Below are 16599 nucleotides of genomic sequence, written 5' to 3' on the forward strand. Positions count from 1 at the left end.
GGGGCGGCAGCCGACTTTCAAACGGTCCTGCCGGCGGGAGAACGTTGACTAGGGGCAATAGCTGATCCGCTGATTGCCGCAATGTCGGGAAAAGGCGTCAGGTCCGAATGCATCAGGCATTCGGGGCAAGCCCTTTTGCGCGCTTCTTCCATGCCCCCATGGCGACAGGTGGGATGGACAATGGATTACGAGCGCGATTGGGATGGCAAAGATACCGCTGACCATCAGCAGGCCCTTCACCCGGAGGCAGCCGCACTGGCGGCGAAGCCCAAGCTGGCCCAGCCCGGAAAGTCGCATGCCGCGGATGTCGTCAGGACGGTCGCGCCCAATCCGGACGGTACCATTGTTCTGCCTGCGGGCACGGATATCGACCAGATCGAGGTTTCCGGCCGCAATCTGATCGTCCACCTGCCCGATGGCACCGATCTGGTGATCCTGGAGGGGGCGGTGGTCATGCCGCGCCTGGTTGTCGGCGATGTCGAAATTCCTTCCGTCAACCTGGCGGCTCTCCTGATCGGGGAGGAACCGCAGCCTGCGGCCGGTCCGCCGCGCAGTTCCGGCGGCAATTTCATCGGTCCTGACGGCGATGTGGGCGATCCCCATGGCCTGGGCGACCTGTTGCCGCCGACCGAATTGCTTTTCAGCCAGCCCGAAGAGCGCGAGATCCTGCCGATTGCGCCGAACGATCCGCCGGAAGTCACCATCATCACGCCCGATCAGCCTGCTGGGGCGACGGCCGCGACGGCCGGTGTGAGCGAGGCGGGCCTTCCCGCGCGCGGCAACGAACCGGCCGGTTCGGCGGCTGCGGGGGATAGCGAGCGGACGATCGGCACCATCGCGATCAACGCCAATGACGGGCTGGCGAGCGTGACCATCAACGGTGTGGCGATCACGACCGTGGGGCAGACGGTAACGACGCCGCTGGGCGTGCTGACCATCACCTCGATCGCGGATGGTTCGATCGGCTACAGCTATGCGCTGAGCGACAATGTCGTCGGCGCGCCGCCTGCGGAAGTCTTTACCGTCGTCGTCACCGACAATGACGGCGATCAGGCAAGCGCCACGCTGACCATCTCCATCGCCGACGATGCGCCGACGGCCGTCAACGATGCCGATAGCGTGACCGAGGATGGCCCGCTGGTCGCGGATGGCAATGTCATGACCGGCAGCGGTGGCAGCGACGCGAACGGCACGGACGGCGTGGCCGACGTGCAGGGCGCGGACGGCGCGGCCGTGACGACCACCGGCACCTTCCAGGGCACCTATGGCACGCTGACGCTGACGGCGTCGGGCGCCTACAGCTATACCCTGGCCAATGCCAACCCGGCGGTGCAGTTCCTGGTGCCTGGCCAGACGCTGACCGACAGCTTCAGCTATACGATCACCGACGCGGATGGCGACACGTCCAGCGCAACGCTGACGATCACCATCAACGGCGCCGATGACGGCATCACCATCACCGGCCTGAACGGCGCGCCCGGCCTTGAGGGCGCCGAACTCGTGGTGCTGGAAAATGACCTGTCGGACGGCAGTTCGCCTGACGCGACCGGGCTGACGAAGACCGGTTCCTTTGCCGTCAGCGGCGCGGACGGCCTGTCGGGCGTCACCATTGGCGGCGTTTCGGTGCTGGCCAATGGCGCCTTCGTTGCCAGACAGGTGGTTACGACGCCGCTCGGCACGCTGACCATCACCGGCTTCACCGCGACGGCGACCCAGGGCGGCGTGCCGACCGCGGGCACCTTCACCTACAGCTTTCTGCTGACCGACAACAGCCTGGACCATGACGCGTCGGGCGCGGACAGCATCCTGCAAAGCTTTGCCGTGGTGGCGACCGATCGCAACGGATCGACCGCCAATGCCAGTATCGACGTGCAGATCGTCGATGACGTCCCGACCGCCAACAACGATGCCGGGTCGATTGCCGCGGGCACCTATGGCCCGGTCACCGGCAATGTCGTGACCAATGACGTCAAGGGCGCGGACGGGGCGATGGTTTCAACCACCGGCACCTTTGAAGGCGAATATGGCACGCTGACGCTCAATGCGGATGGCAGCTACAGCTATGTCCGTGCCGCAGGCACGCCGGGTGGCGTCAGCGACAGCTTCAGCTACACGCTGCTCGACGGCGATGGCGACACGTCCAGCGCCATATTGCGGATCGATATCGCCGATGGCGACGTCATGATCATCTCCATCCCCAAGGTTGGCGAGGGCACGATCGTCGACGAAGCAGGCCTCAACGACCCGGTCGGGTCAGAGGCGGGCACCGATGTCGAGACCACTGACGGCACAATCACCTATACCGCGCCGGACGGCCCCGCGACCGTCACCATCAACGGTGTCCTGATCACTGGCCCCGGCCAGCAGATCGTTACCGACAAGGGGATTCTGACCGTCACCGGCATCAGCGACGGCAGCATCGACTACAGCTATACGCTGACCACCAATACCGATGGCGACGATGTGACCGACAGCTTCGTCGTCACCGTCACCGATGTGGACGGCGACCAGGCGACCGACACGCTGACCATCACGATCATCGATGACGTTCCGACTGCCACCAATGACGTGGATTCGGTGCGTGAGGATGGTCCGCTGGTCGCCGACGGCAATGTCATCGCCGGATCGGGCGGCACGGACGCCAACGCCACCGACGGCAATGCTGACGTGCAGGGCGCCGACGGCGCGCAGGTCACCGCCATCGCCTTTGCCGGGACGAACGGCACGGTCGGCGCACCACTCGCCGGTCTTTATGGTTCGCTGGTGATCCAGCCGGGCGGCAGCTATGCCTATACGCTGGACAATGAAAATGGCGTGGTCCAGGGCCTGGACAAGAACCAGACGCTGACCGAAACCTTCACCTACACGCTGACCGATGGCGATGGCGATCCGTCCAGCGCGACCATCACCATCACCATCCAGGGCAGCGATGATGGCGTGACCATCAATGGCCTGGACGGCGAGGGCGCGGAAGAAACCGTCTTCGAAAACGATCTGGCGGACGGCAGCTCGGCGGATGCGGCGGCGCTGACCCAGACGGGCAATCTCTCCCTCTCCGCGCCGGACGGCGTGGCGACCATAACCGTCGGCGGCCAGCCGATCTTCGGTGCCAGCGGCTTCATCAGCGGCGTCACCCTGTCCAACGCCTATGGCACGTTGACCATCACCGGCTTCACGCCCGTTATCGGCGCGGATGGCGACGTCACCGGCGGGACGGTCAGCTATAGCTATACGCTGAACGACAATACGCTGCTGCATGCGGGCGCCAATGATGGCAGCCTGACGGACAGCTTTGCGGTGGTCGTCACCGACACCGACGGATCGACTGACACGGCCAGCCTGGACGTCCGCGTGGTGGACGATGTGCCGACCGCGGTGAACGACAGTGCAGGCCAGCTTGCTGAAAATGCGTCGGTAACCGTCAATGTCTTCGCCAATGACGTGGCCGGGGCCGATGGCGTCGACCTCGCCAGCGGCGTCGCGCTGGAAACCGGCGCGGCCAAAGGCAGCGTCGTCTATCAGGGCAATGGCGTATTCCTCTATACCCCCAATGCGGGCGCTGAGGGCAGCGACAGCTTCACCTACACCATCACCGACGGCGATGGCGACACGTCGACCGCGACGGTGACGATCAACCTGCTCAGGGATTCGACGCCAACCGTCAGCGTCACCGACATGACTGTGTCGGAAGCCGGCCTGCCCGGCGGCACGCAGGCAGCCGGGGACAGCGAGACGGCGACCGGTTCCATGACCATCGCGACCGGCGGCGACACGCTGACCAAGGTAGAGGTGCAGGACAAGAACGGTGCCTGGGTTGATGTGACCGCGGCGACGGCGGGAACGCCGGTCGTGGTCGCGGGCGCGGCGGGCACGCTGACCGTGACTTCGGACGGGGCGGACCATTACAGCTACAGCTATACGCTGGCGGTCAACGATCCCACCCATCCCGACAATGATCCGCTGGACGGCGACGGGATCAGCGGCGCGGCCGACCCCCAGGCGGGCGATGCCTTCGCCGTGCGCGTGACGGACAGCGATGGCGATGTCTCGCCAGCCGATGCGATCAACGTGACCGTGCTGGACGATGCGCCCATCGCGGTAGCGGACAGCGGCTCGGTCGATGAGGGCGGCTCCTTGATCGTCTCGGCGGCCAATGGCGTGCTTGTCAACGACCAACCGGGCGCGGACGGCTATGCGCCGGGCGTGGTCGGCGTGGCGAAGGGCAGCGATGCGAACACCCCCGTCAGCGGCCATGTCGGCACGGCGGTCGCGGGCAACTACGGCACGTTGACCCTCTTCGCGGACGGCAGCTATCGCTATGATGCGACGCCCAACGCGATCTCTGCGGATCAGCAGGACGTGTTCGTCTACACGATCCGCGACGCGGACGGCGATCTGGCGACGGCGACGTTGACCATCGACGTCGCGAACGTTGCCCTGCCGGCAGACAACCAGACCAAGACTGTCTATGAGGCGGCACTGGACACCAGCGTGACCGGCGACGACATTGCGGCGGGCAGCGTGACCGGCAGCACGCCCGGCGAAACCACCGAGACGACGACTGGCCAGCTCAATGTCACCGGCGCCGTCAGCTACACGCTGACCAGCTCCGCCAATGGCGGCTATGGGCAGATCCAGTTGAACAGCAATGGCAGCTATACCTATACGCTGACTTCGCCTGTCGATGGCCCGACCACCAATGACGGTCCGCAGACTTTCCTGGGCGCCGAAGTCTTCACCTATCAGGCGGTCGACGGTGCGGGCAATGTCGCCAATGGCACCATCACCATCGATGTGGTGGACGATGTTCCGACCGCCGTGAACGACGCGGCCCGGACCGTGGCGGAGGATGGCGCAGACATCAACGGCAATGTCCTGGCCAACGACACGCTGGGCGCGGATGGCGCCACGCTGACTTCGGTCACCATCGGCGGCGTCACCACGGCGATCAACGCTGTGGGCACGACCAATGTGAACACGGCGTTCGGCGCCTACACGTTCACGGCGGCGGGTGCCTGGACCTTCAACCCGTCCACCAACCTCAACAATGGGAGCGGTGTCGACGCGGGCTTCTCCTATGTCATCACCGATGGCGATGGCGACCAGTCGACGGCGAACCAGCCGATCACGGTCACCGATGGTGCGATTCCGACCGCGAGCGGCCCGATCAGCCTGGCGCTGGACGACCAGAACCTGGCTGGCGGTACCAGCGAGGCTAACCCTGATTTCGACAGCGGCTCCATCACCTTCACACCCGGTTCGGATGCGATCGTCTCGATCGTTTTCGGCGGCACGGGCAGCCTGACGGGCGACCTGACCTGGCTGCGGGTGTCCGACACGCAGATCACCGGTTCGGATGAGCGCGGCGTCGTCGTGACGCTGAACCTGTCGGTCGTCGGCACCGTTGCAACCGTGACGGCCACGCTGAACGACAATTACGACACCCATCCGGGTATCAATGCCGATGATCTGGTCGCGCTTGGTTCGGTGCAGGTGATCGCGCAGGATAGCGATGGCGACACCGCCACCGGCACCGTGTCGGTCAGCGTGTCCGACGATCTGCCGGTCGTCAGCGCCAATCCGACCGTGCAACTGGACGACGATGCGCTGGGCGGCAACGCCAATGGCACGGGCGACGATGCGAACAGCGTCAACGCCACGGGCACGCTCGCGCATGATTATCGCGCGGACGGTCCGGGCGGCATTACCCTGCTCGGCACGGGCGCGCCGGTCGGCTTCACTTATGAAAGCAATGGCACTGTCCTGCTGGTGAAGCAGGGCGGCACCACCGTGCTGACCGTGACGCTGACCGATCCGGTCGCGGGCACCTATTCGGTGGTGCAGAATGCCGCCATCGTCCATCCGCTTGGCGGCGACGAGAATAATGTCAGCTTCGACATCGCCTATCGGGTGAGCGACGCCGACAATGACACCGCCACCGGCACGCTGACCATCAATGTCGACGACGACACGCCGGTCGCGGCCAACGATACCGACGTCGTGAAGGAAGACGTCACGCTGAGCGCCAGCGGCAATGTGCTGACGGGCGCGGGCAGCGACGGCAATCCGGCGGGTGCGGACTCGCTGGGCGCCGATGGCCCGGCGGCGGGTGGCGCGGTCACGGCGGTCACCGGGGGCGCCATCGGCGGCAATGCCATCGGCAGCTACGGCACGCTCGTCCTCAATTCCACGGGCGGCTATACCTATACGCTGAACAACGGCCTGGCCGCCGTCCAGCAACTGGACGATGGCGAAACGCTGCAGGACAGCTTCACCTACACCATCACCGATGGGGACGGGGACAGCACCACTGCCGTGCTGACCATCACGATCCAGGGCACGAATGACGCGCCGCAGGTCGGCAGCGGGGTTGCGGTGGTTTCCGAAGAGGGGCTGTCAGGCGCCAATGCGGACACGGCCGGCACCCCCAGCGATACGACGAACTCGGTGACGGCGGGCGGCACGATCACCGCAACCGATGTGGATGGCGATGCCGTCACCATGACCCTGGGCGACCCCGGCGCGGTACTCAGCGCTGACGGCCTGCCCGTCACCTGGACTGGTGTCGGCACGCAGTCCCTGACCGGATCGGCTGGCGGTGTGCCGGTCATCACGATCACGATCAACAATGCGGGCGCCTATACGGTCAAGCTGCTCCAGTCCGTCGATCACAGCGGCATCAATGTAGAGGATCTGAAGAATTTCTCGGTCCCCGTGAATGTCAGCGACGGCACCACGACGGTCGGCACCAGCATAGCCGTCACTATCGAGGATGACAGCCCGACAGCCGCCGATGACAATGTTACGACCATCGAAAAGGCGCTGGCATCGACCGGCAATGTCCTCACCAACGATCATGTCGGCGCGGACACGCCCGGCGCGGTGGTTTCGGTTGGCGGCAGCGCCATAACGCTGGGCGGCAGCCAGACGATCGTCGGTACCTATGGTACGTTGCAGTTGTTCTCAGACGGCAGCTACATCTACACGCCCAAGGTTTCGGTCCCTTCGGGATCGACCGACAGCTTCACCTATGTCATGCGCGATGCCGACAACGACACGGCCAGCGCGACGCTGAAGTTCACCTTCCAGGGCGACGCGAACAAGCCGACGGCGGACAACACCGCCGCCAAGCTGGACGATGATGGCCTGACCGGCGGCAATCCGCTGAGCACCCTGGGCGATGACGACGCCAATGTCGGCGATACCGGCGTGGCAGGCCCCAGCGAGGCCAGCTACAGCGGAACCTTGCCCTTCACCTTCGGTCCCGACGGCGGCGGCAGCGTGACCTTCGCCAACATGAACGGCCTGACCGGCACTGTCGGCACGGACACGGTTTCCTATAGCTGGAACGGCGCCAGCAACACGCTGACAGCCACCATCACCACGGTTGGCGGGCGCGGTACGCCGCTGTTCCAGGTGGTCGTCAACCCCACGACCGGCGCCTATACGGTGACCCTGCTCGACAACGTCCTACATGCGGCGGGCGGGAATGAGAATGATGCCTCCGTCAGCCTCAATTTCCTCGTCACCGACAGCGATTATGATCTGTCGACCAACCCGACATCGTCGGCGGTCGGCCAGCTCAACATCAGCTTTGACGACGATATGCCCAGCGCCTTCACGCCTGCGGCCGGGGCGGTCGCCAACAATGACAGCCCGGCGACGGCCTTCAACCTGAACTTTGCCAGCGTGGCGGGGGCTGACGGTGTCGGCGATGCGCTGTTCAACATCACCGATGGTGCGCCCGCCAAGGACACCAGCGGCGCAACGCTGCGGTTCAATGGCGAAGACCTGTTCATCTTCGGCAATGGCACCAATGTGCTGACCGCCAGGACGGCCGATGGCGACATTGGCTATACGGTGACGTTGCAGCCGGGGACGGACAAATATGTGTTCGACCTGCATGGCACGATCACCAATGGCAGCGAAATCTCGATCAGCAGCTTCAGTTCCGCCAAGGCCGGTAATACCGATTATCGCGGGCTGGGGGTCGACACCACCGACGCCATCGACGTACTCCTCTCCGGACGCAACTCTTCCGGTGGGCGTGGGTCGATCAATACCGACGCTGACTCCATCGGCGTCGATAACAACTCGGTCAATCCCGACGAAGCGGTTCGCATCGACCTGGTGAAGACCCTGACCACCAGCGCGGGCACGACGACGGGCTTTGCCTATGTCGATCACCAGAGCGTTATCAGCTTCGAGCAGAGTATCGCCCAGGTCGGCGGCAGCCCCAACAACAGCGTGACGGTCAAGGTCACTGCGATCAATGCCGACAATGACCAGGATTTGGGTTACTCGTCCGCATCTCCAGAGGCGGGTGAAAGCTTCGTAGGCATCGTCAAGGTCTCGGTGACCGATTTCAGCACGGGCAATGTCTATACCTTCACCGCCGATGGCACCCAGGCGGGCTTCGGCGTCACCTTCTCCTCAGGTAGCGTCTTCATCTCCGGCCTGCAGGTGAACGACAAATATGAGATTGTCGGCGCCCAGGGCTTTGACGCGGTGCTGGTGGAATCGCCGCACGTCAACAATCCGTTCGACCTCGGCATTTTCTCCGTCGAGACGCTGAACAGCGGCACGCCGATCAACATCAACCATGCCATCGTGGCTTCGGATGCCGATGGCGACAGCGTCAACAGCGCGATCAGCGTCACGCTGAACCCGGTCGCCGTTCCACCGGTCGCCATCGACCTGGATGGAGACGGGCTGGAGTTTCTGGGCCTTTCCGCTGGTGTCACGCACGACTATGGCGCCGGTGCGGTCAACACCGCCTGGGTGTCCTCCGACGACGGCCTGCTCGCCCATGCGACGGGCGGCGGCTACGACATCGTCTTCGCCGACGACGCGCCCAATGCGTCGAGCGACCTGGAAGGGTTGCGCCTTGCCTATGACAGCAATGGCGACGGCGTGTTCGACGCAACGGATACCGCATTTGCCGAGTTCGGCGTGTGGCAGGATGCGAACAGCAACGGCGTTGTGGATGCGGGCGAGTTCAAGTCGCTTGCCGACATGGGCATCGCCTCCATCAACTTGACGGCCGATGGCAATGGCTATGTCGCTGCCGATGGCGATGTGACGGTTCTGGGCGAGGCAAGCTTCACCCGCACCGATGGCACAACCGGAACGATCGGCGACGTCACTTTCCGCACCGGCACCAGCAGCAATGCCAGCAAGACGGAAAGCACGAGCAGCGGCTTCAACCAGGCGCTGGTTGCGGCAAGCCTGGTTGCGGTGGCGGGCGCCGCCGAGGCGACGACCGCGCAGCAGCCTGAGCCGACCGTGACCGAAAGCAACGCTCCAGTCACGGAAACCGCGCCGACCGCTACCGTTTCGGACGAGCCGACCGCCACGCAGGAAAGCGCGCCGACCACGCTCGCCGCGAACGACGATCAGGCCGTGCATGAGCAGCCTGCGCCGACTGGCCATGCCAGCGAGGAAGCCGCGCCGGAACATGCCAGCCTGTCCGACGGCAACGACGCGCATGCTGCTGTCGAAACGGCGGATGCGGCTCAGCCCGAGCTCAGCGGTCATGAAGGGCTGCTGGCGCAATCGATCGACCTGCCTCCCGCCTTCGACGGCAATGCCGCGGCGGTTCTGGCGGCGCAGCAGGCGGCTCCGGCTGCCGATGCGGCAGAGGTCGTGAAGGAAGCGCTGGGCGCCCATGACGCGCCGAACATCGATGCGCTGCTGGCGGCGCTGCCGGGCGGCGAACATGCCGCCGCGCCCTTCCTGCTCAACCCCGTCGCGGGCGAGGCAGTGGACAGCGGGCATCTGGCGGCGGCGACAGCCATCTTCGATGCGGCGATGGTCGCGCATGAAGCGATGGCGGCCGGGCATGGCTGAACTTGGGGTTGATCTGGAAATTTTCTCGCGGGGAATTTTGGGGAGAGTGAATATGCGAAATGCTGTTGGAAAGGCGGTGGCCGTTGGGCTGACGACCGCCATGCTGACGACGACAGCGGCCTGGGCGGCGCCTGCTTCGCCCTTGCTGCAACTGGGCAAGTCGGAATTGCGGGATGCACTCGACAGCCGTTACGACACGGCGGTCAAGGCCGTGGGCGACGCCAGCATCCGCGCGGCCCAGGACAGCCGCTGGACCTATGCCGTGGAGGCGAAGAACCAGTGCGGCATCGCCATCGGCTTCATCAAATCCGGCACGAAGGATGCGGAAAGCATCAACAAGTGCGACGACTTTGTGGCACGCCTCACGGCGCCGCCACCGCCGCCGGTGTCGGCAGCTTCAGCCCCACCCGCGCTGGACTGCACGGCGCCGGCGGTGTCCATCTTCTTCGACTGGAACATGGACATGCCGCTGCCGGAAGGGGTGAACACTGTCACGACCTTGACCCAGACGGCGGCGCAATGCGGGTGGAAGCGCTTTGGCGTGACCGGCTATACCGATACTTCGGGCAGCAACCGCTATAATGACGGCCTTTCGCTGCGCCGCGCGCAGAATGTCGCCAATCTGCTCAGCCAGGGTGGCATCCCCACGGATGCCATGACCGTCAACGGCCTGGGCGAAACCCAGCTCAAGATCGAAACCGCCGATGGTGTGCGCGAACCGATGAACCGTCGGGTCGAAATCACCGCCAGCGCGAATTAAGGGGAGGACGGCATGACTATCATGCGCAAAACATGTGGCAGCCTGATCGCCCTTTGTGCGGCGGCCATGGTGAGTACGGGCTGGACCCAGACGACGGATCTCAAGAGCGCGATCGCTGCTGCACTCGACAGCCATCCGGAGATCAACCAGGCGATAGAGAACAAGCAGGCCATCGAATTCGAACGCGAACAGGCGCAGGGCCTTTACCTGCCCCGCGTCAGCGTTGAGGGGGCGGCTGGCGTCCGCCGCCTGGAAAACGCCACCCGCCGCGCGCTCAATCTCGACAATGAGACTCTCTGGCCGCTTGAAGCCAGCGTTCGCGCCGAGGAAACGCTTTGGGATTCGGGCTATCGCAGCGCTGAGAAGCGCCGGCAGGCCGCCCGCACCGATGGCGCTGCGTTGCGGGTCGGCGAACGATCGCAGTTCGTGGCGCTCAACGTCACCCGCCAATATCTGGACTATATGCTCCAGCAGCGGGTCGTGGCGGCGGCGGAGGACAATATCGCCTTCCATCGCAAGCTGCTCGGTGATCTGGGCGAGGGCGTGACCAAGGGGTCCATCAGCATTGCCGACCAGCAGCAGGCGGAGGAAAGGCTGCAGGCCGCCCTCGTCCGCAAGAGCGAGGCGGAGCAGGACATGACCAATGCGGCCATTCAGTTCCGCACCCTGACCGGCCTGTCGATCGATCAGGTGATCATGCCTGATGCTGTGACGAGCGCTCTGCCTCCGACGCTGGACGAAGCCATAGCCGCCGCGCGGACGCACAATCCGCTGGTTCGCGAGGCTGAGGCCGATATCCAGGCCGCGCATGCCGTGGTGGATGAGGCCAAGTCGGAGCTTGGGCCGACGGTCTCCGTGGAGGGCACCGGCCGCGTCGGCCAGGATGTCGACGGCTTCCGGGGCAGCACCAACGACATCCAAGGCCGGGTGGTCCTGCGCTGGCAGCTTTACAATGGCGGCATCAACCGGGCCAAGGTCCAGGAAATGACCCGCCGGGCAAGCGAAGCGCGCTTCCGCCTGAGCCAGCGGTTGCGCGAGGCGGAGGAGGATGTCCGCACCGCCTGGAACCGTTGGGACACGGAAAAGAAGCGCGTCACCGACCTGTCGCGTCAGGGCACGGTCTCCGACGGACTGCTGGTTTCCTATCGCGAGCAGTTCAATGTCGGCCGGCGCTCGCTGCTGGACGTTCTGGACAGCCAGAACACCCGCTTCAATACGCAGGTGCGGACGGAAACGGCCCGCTTCTCGGAAATGTTCGCACAATATCAGATCCTGGCGGCCACCAACACGCTGCTGGATACGCTGGGCCTGGCCACGCCTTCGGACGCCAAGGCCGATGCGCGGAAGACCTATAATGTCCCTGATCTGCCGCCCGCTGAATTGCAGCGGCGGCGCTATCCGGGCTGAGTTTCATTATTGGGGGCCATTCTGGCGCAAGCCGGGATGGCGCGGGGTAAACAATGTTGGAACGAAGCACACTCAGTCTGGCCGAATGGCTGGACCATCAAGGCACGCCCGGTGACGAACTGGTCGAGAGCATCGCCCATGCGGCGCGGCATTTCGACCGTTCGCCCGGCATAGTGGGACTGCGCGCCGGCCTCGCCGTCGATGAATCCGGGCGCCTGCCCTTTCATCAGGCGGAATCGGCGCTCGACCAGATCGGCTTGCTGAGCGACCACGTCCGCGGTCGATTGGACAAATGGCGTCCTGGCAATCTGCCGGCCATCCTGCCTCTACGGGGCGGGCGGTTCCTGCTGCTGATGGACATCAAGGCCGGCGACGCGCTGGTCCAGCTTCCTCATGCGGATGAAGCGGTCTGGGCGCCGTTGAGCGATCTGGAAGGCGTTTTCACCGGGGAAGCGCTTGTCGTCATGGCCGATCACGGTCGTGAACGGGCAGAGGAGCGTCCCTGGGACGAACGGGTGCGGCAGCACTGGTTCTGGCGCGAAGTCTGGCGTGCACGCGGCGGCTTCGGCTATGTCATGCTGGCGGCGGGCATCATCAACCTGCTTGCCTTCGCGCTGCCGCTGTTCACGATGAACGTCTATGACCGGATCATTCCGAACAAGGCGGCCTCCAGCCTCTGGGTGCTTGGCATCGGCGTGATGCTGGCCTTCAGCCTGGATTTCGCGCTGCGCATCGCCCGGGCAAGACTGGTGGACGAGGCGGGGCGGGAGATTGACGAACGCCTTTCGCAACGCCTGTTTGAAAAGGTGCTGAACACGCCGCTCGCAAGCCGTTCCGGCAGCACCGGGGCGCTGGCGCGGCGCGTGTCGGAATTCGAATCCGTGCGCGAATTCTTCACCTCGACCACCGTGGTCCTGGTGGTGGACATCGCCTTCCTCTTTTTCTTCGTCGCCATCATCGCGCTCCTGGGGGGCTGGCTCGCGATCGTACCGGTCGTGATGATGGGGATCATGGCGACTGCGGGGTGGTTCCTGCAACGGTCCATGGCCCGCCTGTCCCGCGATGCGCAGGCGGATTCCAGCCTGCAGAGCGCCGCGCTGGTGGAGGCCATCGGCGGCATTGAGACGCTGAAGGCCTGCCGTGCCGAAGGACGAATGCTGGAGCGCTGGCGCCGCTATGCCCGGATGAGCGCGGCCACGCAGGAAAAGCTGCGGCGCCTATCGTCCAAGAGCGTGACGTTGGCGTCGCTGTGCCAGCAGATGACGAGCATCGCATTGGTCATCGGCGGCTTCTACATGTTCGCGGCAGGCGACATTTCAATGGGCGCGATCATCGCCATCGTCATGCTGGCCGGCCGTTCGCTGGCGCCGGTAGGGCAGCTTGCCTTCGTGATCGTGCGGGCGCGGCAGGCGATGACGACGCTCGACAGCCTGCAGACGCTGATCGACCAGCCCGACGAAAGGCTGGACGGCGCTCGCGGCATCATCCCCAGGATCCGCAAGGGCGCCATCGTCGCAGAGGGTCTTGAATTTGCTTATCCGGGCTCCAGCCAGCCCAGCCTCAAGGGCATTAATCTGCGCATCGAGCCGGGCGAGCGCATCGGCATCATCGGCCGCGTGGCGTCGGGCAAGTCGACGCTGGGTCGCGTGATCTGTGGTCTCTATCCGCCGACCGGCGGCGCCCTCAACCTGGATGAGATCGACAGCCGTCAATATCATCCCCATGAACTGCGCTCCGCCTTCCGCTATGTCGGGCAGGATTCCGAACTGTTCAGCGGGTCGGTGCGCGAAAACCTGCTGCTGGGCGCCCGCGAGGCCAGCGACGAAAAGCTACTGGAAGCGCTGGAGAGATCGGGGGCGGCGCGGTTCTTCGGACGCGATGCGGCGGGGTTCGACCTGCATATAGGAGAGCGCGGCAACCGCCTGTCCGGCGGTCAGCGCAGCTTTCTTGTGCTGGCGCGCGCTCTGGTGGAGCCTGCAAAGCTGCTCTTCCTCGACGAGCCGACCGGCGCGATGGACAACCAGACCGAAAATCTCTTCATCGATCATCTGGAGAAGGCGCTCGATCCCGGCCAGACACTGATGGTGTCGACACACCGTCATGCGTTGTTGCGGATCGTGGATCGACTGATCGTGATCGATCAGGGTGTGGTGCTGGCGGATGGGCCACGTGACGAGATCATTGGCCAACTCCAGCGGGTGGCCGGGCAATGAGCACTCATCCCGTCCATTCCATCCGAAGTGCTCCTGCGAAGGCATCGAGGCGAGATAAGTCGCTTGGCTCGACCCAGCCCCGCCGTCTGAACTGGGTTCCTGCCTTCGCAGGAACCTGGAGCGCGTGGTTCCTTGGGCTTGGAATCGCAACGATGGCGGCGGTCTTTCTCTGGCCTCATGAGTCCCAGCGCCCCGCCATTCAGACGAAGATCGTGGAAACCGCCCCCGCCATTCCCCGCCAATATCTCGCTCTTGTTCAGATGACGGAGCAGGGCACCCCGGCCGCAGAAGGTGACAGGGCTCGCGAGGAAAATCAGCGTCTCGGCTTCTCCGGCGGTGTGATCGGCGTCGCCAAGCCGTTTCGCGCGCTGATTGCGGCTGGTGAGGATCATGATCACGCGCTCCAATGTCTGACCCAGGCGGTATATTATGAAGCCGCCCGCGAGCCGGAAAGCGGTCAGCGTGCCGTCGCGCAAGTGGTGCTGAACCGCGTTCGCCATCCCGCCTTTGCGAAGACCGTATGCGGCGTGGTCTATCAGCGTTTCGACGCGTCCGTTTGCCAGTTCAGCTTCGTCTGTGACGGATCGCTGGCGCGGCATCCCCTGCCAGACCTTTGGAATCGGGCGAAGCGGATCGCTGCCGACGCGCTGAGTGGGCGGGTCGAGAAGCAGGTGGGCACCGCGACCCATTATCACGCCGATTATGTCTTCCCGCGCTGGGCGCCGCATCTGGCGAAGCTGGCGCAGATCGGCGCGCATATCTTCTATCGCTGGCCAGGAGGCTGGGGCCAGCCGACGGCCTTCACGGGCCGCTATGCCGGCGGCGAGATCATTCCGGCCTTCGATCCGTCGCGCTTTGCCGCCGCGTCCCAGCCAGTCATCGACTATCCGCCGGTCGCTGCGCTGCCCGAACGTCGGGCGGTCAATGATGTCGGCGGGCGCATGGATCCGACCAAGGGGTGGAAGCTGTCCATTCCCGATCCTGCAGAAACAAAGGGCGCCCTGAGCAATTTGCTCGCCGCCCAGCAGAAGGCCGCGCCAGTGACGCTGGCCGCTGACGACCATCATATCCAAGGGGTGCAACCATGATTTCGCGCTGGATAAGCTGGCTGCGGGGGCAACCGGGCAACAAGCAGGTGATCCTTTACAGCGGCGGCGGCCTGCTGGTCTTCCTCATGTGGGCCAGCCTCGCCCCAGTGGATGAGGTGACACACGGGCAGGGCAGGGTGATCCCGTCCAGCAAGGCGCAGGTCATACAGTCCGCAGAGCCGACCACGATCGAGGAAATCCTGGTCCGCTCCGGTCAGAAGGTGAGCAAGGGGCAGCTGCTGGTTCGGCTTGACGATGCGATGCTCGCCTCCGAACTGGGCCAGCTTCAGGCGGAGACGCGTTCGCTGACCGCCCGCGCCGGACGTTTGGAGAGGGAGGGTACAGGTGAGGGCGCCGCCTGCACGACCGGCGGGCCGGAATGCCAGCAGGAGCAGGCCCTCGCCGCCGTTCGCCAGTCGGCGCTTCGCAGCAAGCAGGATGCGATGGCGGCCCAGGTCGACCAGCGCCGCCGCGAACAGGGCGAGGCGCAGGCGACCATCGACAGCCTGACCGGCAGCGTCCAGTTGGCCCGTCAGCGCGTGGCGATGCTGGAACCGCTCGCCGCCAAGTCGATCATCCCGCAGACCGAATTGCTCGATGCCCGGCGTGAGCTGGTCGACGCGCAGGGTCGCCTGAACGCTGCGCAGCAGCAGGCCTCCCGCGCCGGGGCTGCGATCCGCGAGGCGCAGGCACAGCTTTCGGAAGCGAATTTCCAGTTCCGTCAGGACGCGCTCAACGAGCGTAGCCAGTTGGAGGCGAAGATCGCCGTCAACAGCGAGTCTCTTCGGGGCGCGAGGGGACGGGCGCAGCGGGCGGAGATCCGCTCGCCCGTCGACGGTGTGGTCAATGACGTGCAGGTGACGACCATCGGCGGCTATGTCAGTCCGGGTCAGAAGATCATGCAGATCGTGCCCATTGGCGAAAAGCTGCTGGTAGAGACGCGGGTCAAGCCGAACGACATCGCCTTCATCAAGACCGGCGACCGGGCGGTCGTGAAGGTGACCGCCTACGACTTCTCGATCTATGGGGGGCTGACCGGCACGGTGCAGCAGGTGTCGGCCGACAGCGTCTATGACGAAGCGACGCGGGAGGCCTATTTCACCGTGGTCGTGGAGACGGATCGCGCCTGGCTCGGATCGGGCGCGCACAAGCTGCCGATCACGCCCGGCATGGTATGCGATGTGGAGATACTGACCGGCCGCAAATCAGTGCTGGCCTACCTGCTGAAGCCGATCATGAAGGCTCGATCGGAAGCGCTCAGGGAAAGGTGACGAAATTCACC

General features: G+C 64.9%; 6 protein-coding genes. All 6 read left to right on the forward strand.

Translation table 11 applies throughout. From position 1 onward, the window contains the following. Positions 1 to 180 precede the first annotated feature (180 nt). The 6 genes from MRBLSP13_RS08840 (at position 181) to MRBLSP13_RS08865 (ending at position 16588) form a co-directional block, all read left to right on the forward strand. A complete protein-coding gene (locus MRBLSP13_RS08840; protein WP_363754006.1) occupies positions 181 to 9849 on the forward strand; it encodes a beta strand repeat-containing protein in 9669 nt (3222 codons plus the stop codon). Positions 9850 to 9901: 52 nt separating this feature from the next. Then, positions 9902 to 10609 (forward strand): OmpA family protein, encoded by a 708-nt coding sequence (locus MRBLSP13_RS08845; RefSeq protein ID WP_208108027.1) that lies wholly within the window; start codon positions 9902 to 9904, stop codon positions 10607 to 10609. A 12-nt stretch (positions 10610 to 10621) separates the two neighbouring features. Then, positions 10622 to 12016 (forward strand): TolC family protein, encoded by a 1395-nt coding sequence (locus tag MRBLSP13_RS08850; RefSeq protein WP_363754008.1) that lies wholly within the window; start codon positions 10622 to 10624, stop codon positions 12014 to 12016. Positions 12017 to 12069: 53 nt separating this feature from the next. Further along, on the forward strand, positions 12070 to 14229 hold the full coding sequence (locus MRBLSP13_RS08855; protein ID WP_363754010.1) for a type I secretion system permease/ATPase: 2160 nt from the start codon (positions 12070 to 12072) through the stop codon (positions 14227 to 14229). 212 nt (positions 14230 to 14441) lie between these two features. Next, positions 14442 to 15317, forward strand: coding sequence for a cell wall hydrolase (locus MRBLSP13_RS08860; protein WP_414714700.1), 876 nt, complete (start codon positions 14442 to 14444; stop codon positions 15315 to 15317). Then, the gene (locus MRBLSP13_RS08865; RefSeq protein WP_363754015.1) at positions 15314 to 16588 is read left to right on the forward strand and encodes an HlyD family type I secretion periplasmic adaptor subunit; all 1275 of its coding nucleotides are present in this window, start codon (positions 15314 to 15316) and stop codon (positions 16586 to 16588) included. The genes MRBLSP13_RS08860 and MRBLSP13_RS08865 overlap by 4 nt, the downstream gene beginning before the upstream one ends. Positions 16589 to 16599 lie beyond the last annotated feature (11 nt).

Origin of the sequence: Sphingobium sp. LSP13-1-1.1 (assembly GCF_040676415.1) — a bacterium.
In the GTDB taxonomy this organism is placed as follows: domain Bacteria; phylum Pseudomonadota; class Alphaproteobacteria; order Sphingomonadales; family Sphingomonadaceae; genus Sphingobium.

What these genes read in the sequence shown, in the direction of transcription:
- MRBLSP13_RS08865 (WP_363754015.1), top strand. Translation starts at nt 15,314, where the DNA reads ATGATTTCGCGCTGGATAAGCTGGCTGCGGGGGCAACCGGGCAACAAG.
- MRBLSP13_RS08845 (WP_208108027.1), top strand. Translation starts at nt 9,902, where the DNA reads ATGCGAAATGCTGTTGGAAAGGCGGTGGCCGTTGGGCTGACGACCGCC.
- MRBLSP13_RS08840 (WP_363754006.1), top strand. Translation starts at nt 181, where the DNA reads ATGGATTACGAGCGCGATTGGGATGGCAAAGATACCGCTGACCATCAG.
- MRBLSP13_RS08850 (WP_363754008.1), top strand. Translation starts at nt 10,622, where the DNA reads ATGACTATCATGCGCAAAACATGTGGCAGCCTGATCGCCCTTTGTGCG.
- MRBLSP13_RS08855 (WP_363754010.1), top strand. Translation starts at nt 12,070, where the DNA reads ATGTTGGAACGAAGCACACTCAGTCTGGCCGAATGGCTGGACCATCAA.